The sequence below is a fragment of the Billgrantia sp. Q4P2 genome, from assembly GCF_052806135.1.
Genome location: NZ_JBRBAI010000004.1, coordinates 506903 through 512967, shown reverse-complemented (window position 1 = coordinate 512967; position 6065 = coordinate 506903). Strand labels below are relative to the sequence as shown.

Sequence of the window (6065 nt, the reverse complement as noted above, 5' to 3'; positions counted from 1 at the left end):
CCGGTGCAACAGGTCGCTGGCGGCCGTCAGCGCGACGTCGTCGCCGGCGATGCGCCCGTTAAGGTTGGCGATGCGATCCGCAGCGACGGTCACGCCCTGGCGGGCGGCCAGGGTGCCCGAGTTGATCACGTCGCCGGTCACGTCCAGTTGCAGCGCGTCGCCCGCCAGCAGGGTGCCGTCATCCTTGAGGTCGCCGTCGCGCAGCCTGACGTAGACCTGGGGTACCAGCACCTTGGCCGTGCCGCCATCGGCGAGGGTGACCGTTTGCTCGACCAGCCAGACGATGTCGCTGGTCAATTGGGCCATCTGCTCGGCGGTGAGGGCCACGCCGGGGCGCAGGCCGTGCGCTTGGGCGAAGGTCGCGGCGCTGTTCATCAAGGCGGCGTACTGCGCTTCGTCGTCGGCGTAGCCGGCCAGGAAGCGCTGGCCGGTGAGTTGCGTGACCTGCTCGCGGATCAGGCGCTGCTCGTAGAAGCCGTCGCCCAGGCGCTTGTGGGTCATGGCCGGGTCGGGGTGCAGGGAGGAGAGCAGGTAGTCGGAACTGAGCCATTGGCGGCGGTCGGTGAAGCGCGGGTCGGTCTCGACCAGGTAGGACGCCGTGGGGTCGGGATTGACGCGAAACAGGCGGTTCGAGGGCAGCCTCTGCTGGAACAGGGAGGTGGCGATGCTCTCCGCCTGGCCCAGTTCGACGAGTATGACGTGCGCACCACTAAGCGTGTCGGGAGATGGAGCAAGCCCTGCCACCTGGGTGCCCGTACCCGGGACCGGAGCATGGGATTCATAACGGGTGGGGGTCAGCGTGATCGTCTGGACACGCGGTGACGGAGCATAGCTTGAAGTCGAGCTCTTGGTCGTGTGGCTGATACACTTGCCAAAGACCTTGATACTACATTCCCGCCAGGTGCGCGTTGCGGTTCCTCGGTCCGTGACGATTCGCTCCCCCGTGACGGCGGTGTTGGTCAGCGTTCCCCCTTCGAATGTCAGCGTGCCGCCGGCCAGGATATGGCTGTTGTCGTTGTACAACGCATCCGCACGGAGGGTCATGTCACCCCCGGCGAGCAGTTGCGCGGGAGCGCTATCGACCACCTGGGTTTCTGTCGTGGTGCGTGTGAAGTCGTAAGTAGTGTCGTCACTCGTTCTGCGGATGCGCCGGGAGTCGATGACCACTTCCGCCGTCTGGAAATGGGCGTCGACATTGTGGATTTCCTTGGCTGCCAGGTTCGCATCGCCGAGTGCTTCAATGGTGGCACTGGTATTGTCGAGTCGCGTCGCCTGGCCACCGGCCCTGTCGTCCGCGTCCAGGCTTCCGCCAATGGCCATGTCACCGGCGCTGAAGATCAGTGCATCCTCGCGGTTGATCAGGCGCTGGGCGCCAATATCGAGTCGTTCGCGGGCGGCGATCACCGGCGAGGTGCCGTTCTCTCGGTCGTTGGTCAGGGTGGTGGCCTGGATGCCGAGCAGGTCGCCGTAGAGACGCCCGCTGCCGAGGTTCTCGAGCACGGTGGCGTCGAGGCGGGTGGTCACGCCGTCGATCAGGCCACGGTTGGTCAGGCGCTCGGCGTTGAGCCGGGTGGTGGTGCCCGAGAATTCACCATTGGCGGTGTTGACGATATGCCCCGCCTCAATGTCGAGGGTAGCGCCGGCCGTGAAGGTACTCCGGTTGGTCAGGTTACCCGTCGTGGCAAAGTGGAGGTCCTCTCCTGCCGCCACTTCGCCATTCTGCTCGAGGGTGAAGTCGCTGGCCAGGCGCATGGTCAGGTCACCCAGCGACAGCACGCGGCCATCGCCGGTCGCCCGCGTGGCATCCAGGTCGAGCCGTTGGTTGGCGATCAAGGTGCCGCCTTCGTTGATCAGCGTGGCGTTGGTGCTGGCCGTCAGGGTGTCGCTGGCCGTGAGGGTGGCGTCGCTGGCGTCGATATCGCCGTCGCGGGCGGTGACTGAGATATCCCGGGCCTGGGTTTGGCTGTCGCGCAGCGAGACGGTGTCGGCTTCAGCCAGGAAGCCGCCCGCGGCCAGGTTCCATCCGTTGGCCTCGATGCGCTGGGTGGCCACGAGTTCGAGATCGCCGTTGGTTCCCAAGCGGCCATCTTCGCGGATGCCGGCAACCAGGGTGGCGCCATGCTCGTTGTGAATGGTGCCATCATGGCCCGCAGCGGCGAGCCGGAGGTCACCACCAGCGATGAGGGTAGCGTCGTCGCGATTGACGATACCCTCATCGCTGGCCACTTCGACGTCGGCCCTGCCGCGGATCGAGCCGCGGTTGACGATCTGCCCCTCGGCGGTGAGTACCACCTCGCCCACGCCGCCGGCATGGGTGGCCGCGATGTTGCCGGCGTTGTTGACCCCCACGCCGGTTTCCGTGGCCACCAGCCGGATCTTGCCGGCGTACATGCCGCCCAGGTGGGCCACATCGATGGCCACATCGGGGGAGTCGCCCTGGGGGTTGAGGCGTTCGATCACCTGGCCGTCGGTGCCGATACGGTTGGCCCCGGCCACCACGTTCAGGTCGTTGGCCCAGACGCCACCCTGTACCTCGACGGCACGAGCCAGCACCGCCGTATAGTCGGTGCCGCTGGCATCCAGCCCGGCGCCGCTGATGCGCACGGTGCCGTCCTGCACGCGGTAGCCGGTCAGTGCGCCGTTGCGCAGCTCGGGGGTGCCCGTGGTCAGGGTGGCACGGCTGGCGTTGATGAAGCCGGCGCCGTTGACGTCGATGCCCGCCGGGTTGGCGATGACCACTTCGGCCCGCGAGCCGGCCACTTCCAGGTAGCCGCGCAGTTGGCTGGGATTGCGTGAGTTGACCTCGTTGAGGATGACCCGGGCTTCGCCGCCAGCGAGATTGGGGTTGCCCTGCACCCAGCCGCTCAACTGGGTCTGGGTGTTGGTGCGCGAGTTGTTGAGGATGGCGCCCTTGGAGGAGACGTCGAACTGGCGGTAGCTGTTGCGCGAGACGCCGGCGGCGCTGGGGGTCTGGATGTTGACCTGGGGCACGCCGTTGGCGGTTTCCAGCACCGTGGGGCGCTGGTTGCCGGGGGCGCTGGGGTCGCTGGCGATGCTGGCCTGTGCGCTTGGGCTGGCGAGCAGCAGGGCCGCCAGCGTGGCGGCAATGGCAGGTTGGCGCAGCGAGCGCCGGCGGCGTCCGGCTCTACCGCCTTCTGCCGGCGACTTGCCTGAGGCCACGGCCAGTTCCGAGGTGGCGACGAGCTGGCCCTTGGCCCGGTTGAAGACGAGTCGATAGCACTGCCGATTCATAAGGGCGCCCCTGCTTGGCTTATGTCGATTTTTTTTGTCAGAACGTGAGTCGGTCAGAACGAGAGATAGAGGCCGAAACCGGCAACGCGGTGGTCGGTACGAAAGCCCTCGGGCTTCATCACCGGAGTGGCGATGAAGGCGTCGTAGCTCACGTGGCCCAGCAGCGAGCCGCGCAGGCCCAGCGTGGCGCCGGCAAGCTCGTTACCGAGCAGCCACTCGCTGCTGGGACCGCTCACCCGGCCGTAGTCGAGCCCCGCATAGAGCGTTTGGCCGCTGCCCCCCAGCGCCAGCCCGAGGTCGTTGCGTATCAGCCAGCCCCGCTCCGCCACCAGGCTGGCTTCGTTGAAGCCGCGCACCGTGTAGCGGCTACCGATGGAGAAGCGATCCAGGGGAGTCAGCGGCGTCAGGTTGTTCTGCATGCGCCAGCGCCCGCGGTACTCCAGCGCCTGGCCGCCCACCTGGAACGGCAGCGTGAGCCCCGCATGGGTGGAAACGAGCTGGAAGCGCGAGGTGCCTTCCCCGAACGCCTCCTCGGGCGCCGCCAGGGAGCCGAAGGCGCCGGTACCGCGCTTGTAGGCGGTGCCGAGGTCCAGGGTGGCGCGGCCGATGAACTCGCGGTGGTCGAGGCCGGCTTCCCAGCCGCCCACTACCCGGCGCTGGATCTCGATCTCGATGTCGTCGATGTAGTTGCGCGAGCGGCGCTGGAAGCCGCCCAGCGACACCGTGGTCTTGCGGGTGGCATCGCGATAGACGAGGCGTGACAAGGTCGCCCCGATCTGCTGGCTGGTACCGCTGTAGACGTATTCCTGGAAGGCGCCGGCAATGGTCTGGTAGTACTCGTGGTCGCTGTAGTCGAGCGCCAGGCTCCAGTAGCCCCAAGGCACCGAGTAGTGAAGGCTGTGGCTGCGGCTCCCCCGCGGCCCGGCCGCGCCGCCGCCGAGATCCCGCCCCAGGTGGATATGGAAGAGGTCGTTGATGCCCAGGGGATTGTCGAAGGAGATGCCGACGCCGCCCATGTACTGGCCCGTTGCGTCACTGCCGCTGTCGTCGGCCGACCATGAGGAACGCAGGCGCCAGTCCTGCTGGTAGTCGATGACCAGGTCGCTGGCACCCGGCTCTTCTGCCGGTGCGATCTGGATATCGGCCTCGACGGAAGGCAGACGCTGGAAGTTTTCCAACGCCTGCTCGATGTCGCGCAGGTTGAGCACGTCGCCCGGCCGGGCGGGCACGGCATTGCGCAGCGAGGCATGAGAGCGACTGGGATCGGTGACGCGAATGGCGGCGATGCGCCCGGGCAGGAGACTGAGGGTGAGCGTGCCGTCGCTGAGGTCCTGGGCTTCCAGCAGGACTCGGCTGGTGATGAAGCCGCGCTCGATCATGGCGTTCTGGGCCCGCTTCATGACCAGGTTGATGCCTTCGGTACCCAAGCACCGCCCGATGGGCGAGTCCTCGCCCCGCTCGCCCGCTGTGGCATCCAGCACCCAGGCGAAACGCTGCGCTCCCTCACCTTGCAAGGCGAGCTCTTCGATGACGAAACAGGGCGACTCCTGCTCGGGCAGGCGCTCGAGTTCCTCAACGGGAACCGACAGACGAACGTCCGCCTGGGGGAGTTCTCGCTCCTGGATGGCCTGCTCGCGCTCCTGCTGGCGGCGAAGCGGCTCGTCCGGCGTCGCGTCCTGCGCCAGGAGCAGGGCCGGCCAGGCCAACGCCAGCCAAGCGGAGTGAAGGAAAAGGTGGATGACGCCTTTCTTCGCCATGGGTAGGTTACCGGAGGCCTTGTAGTAAATCGTATGCGGTGACGACAATGCGCCATGCCAGGCAAGCACAGACCCGGGAAGAGGGTCAGGTGCACGCGGCAACAAGCGCGAAGCGTTGGCGCCTTGCGCGCCTTGCGCGGGAGGCGAGAGGGTAATACGGCGGCCAGGGGGCGCCAAATGGCACGAAACTCCCACTTTGACGTGGCATACCCGCATGCCATGTGGCGCTGACAAAAACGATTCAGCCAGCAACACTGTAGCAATGCGGACCCTTGGGCTGCCCCGGCATGATGCAAATCACTTAATGGTCAAAAGATTACAAAGGGAGTAGCAAATCACTTACAGAAGAAATGGCAAATCACTCACACGAATATAAGGAATATATGACATCAAGAGTCGCCAATAGCCTCGCCCGAATCTCGCCAAGGAGGAACGACGGAACTGAACCGGGTGATGTTCAGGAAAGCCGAAAATGAAGCCCAGCCGACAGCAAAAATCGAAGCGAGCTTGACCCAAGACAAGGACAACCACAGGCATAGTAGGCATAGTTCCTATAACAGTCATTCAAAATGCCTATTTATTATCGACACACCCACGGGAGGGCGCGATGTCCACCATCTCGTATACCCAGCCCGACACGGCCGAAGCCCCGCTCGATACCCGCGGCCGTGGCCTCGCTGCGATCATCTACGTGCTCTACCTCGGCAGCGTGATGGCGGTGGTCACCGCCCCCATCGGCGTGCTGATCGCCCACTTTCGCCGTCGCCACGCCGCCGATTGGGTGGCGAGCCACCTGCAGTTCCAGATCCGCACCTTCTGGCTCGGCGCATTGGCTGGTGCCGCGGTACTTGCCGCCTGGCATCTGCTGGGGCTGGTCGGGGCGCCAGCCTGGGCTTCCTGGGTGCTGGGTTACGGCTTCTTCACCGCCTGCCTGGCCTGGACCATGGGCCGCTGCGGCGTAGGCATCAATCGCCTGTTGCACGACCGCGCCATCGACGCCCCACGCAGTCTGCTGTTCGGCGGCGCCAAGGTCTCGCTGGAAGACTGAACACCGGA

The 6065-nt window shown here is 66.0% G+C and carries 3 protein-coding genes; 1 reads left to right on the top strand and 2 read right to left on the bottom strand.

From position 1 onward, the window contains the following. Together ACUY1T_RS10245 and ACUY1T_RS10240 are read right to left on the bottom strand one after the other, a co-directional pair. On the bottom strand, nucleotides 1-3252 hold a 3252-nt coding region (locus ACUY1T_RS10245), incomplete at its 3' end, for a two-partner secretion domain-containing protein (RefSeq protein WP_446022428.1). A gap of 53 nt (nucleotides 3253-3305) precedes the next feature. Beyond that, complete coding sequence (locus ACUY1T_RS10240; protein ID WP_446022426.1) at nucleotides 3306-5009, bottom strand: ShlB/FhaC/HecB family hemolysin secretion/activation protein; 1704 nt, start codon at nucleotides 5007-5009, stop codon at nucleotides 3306-3308. A gap of 607 nt (nucleotides 5010-5616) precedes the next feature. Between ACUY1T_RS10240 and ACUY1T_RS10235 the strand changes: the two genes are divergently transcribed. Continuing rightward, nucleotides 5617-6057, top strand: a complete 441-nt coding sequence (locus tag ACUY1T_RS10235) for a DUF4870 family protein (RefSeq protein WP_446022425.1) — start codon at nucleotides 5617-5619, stop codon at nucleotides 6055-6057. The last annotated feature ends 8 nt before the right edge of the window (nucleotides 6058-6065 follow it).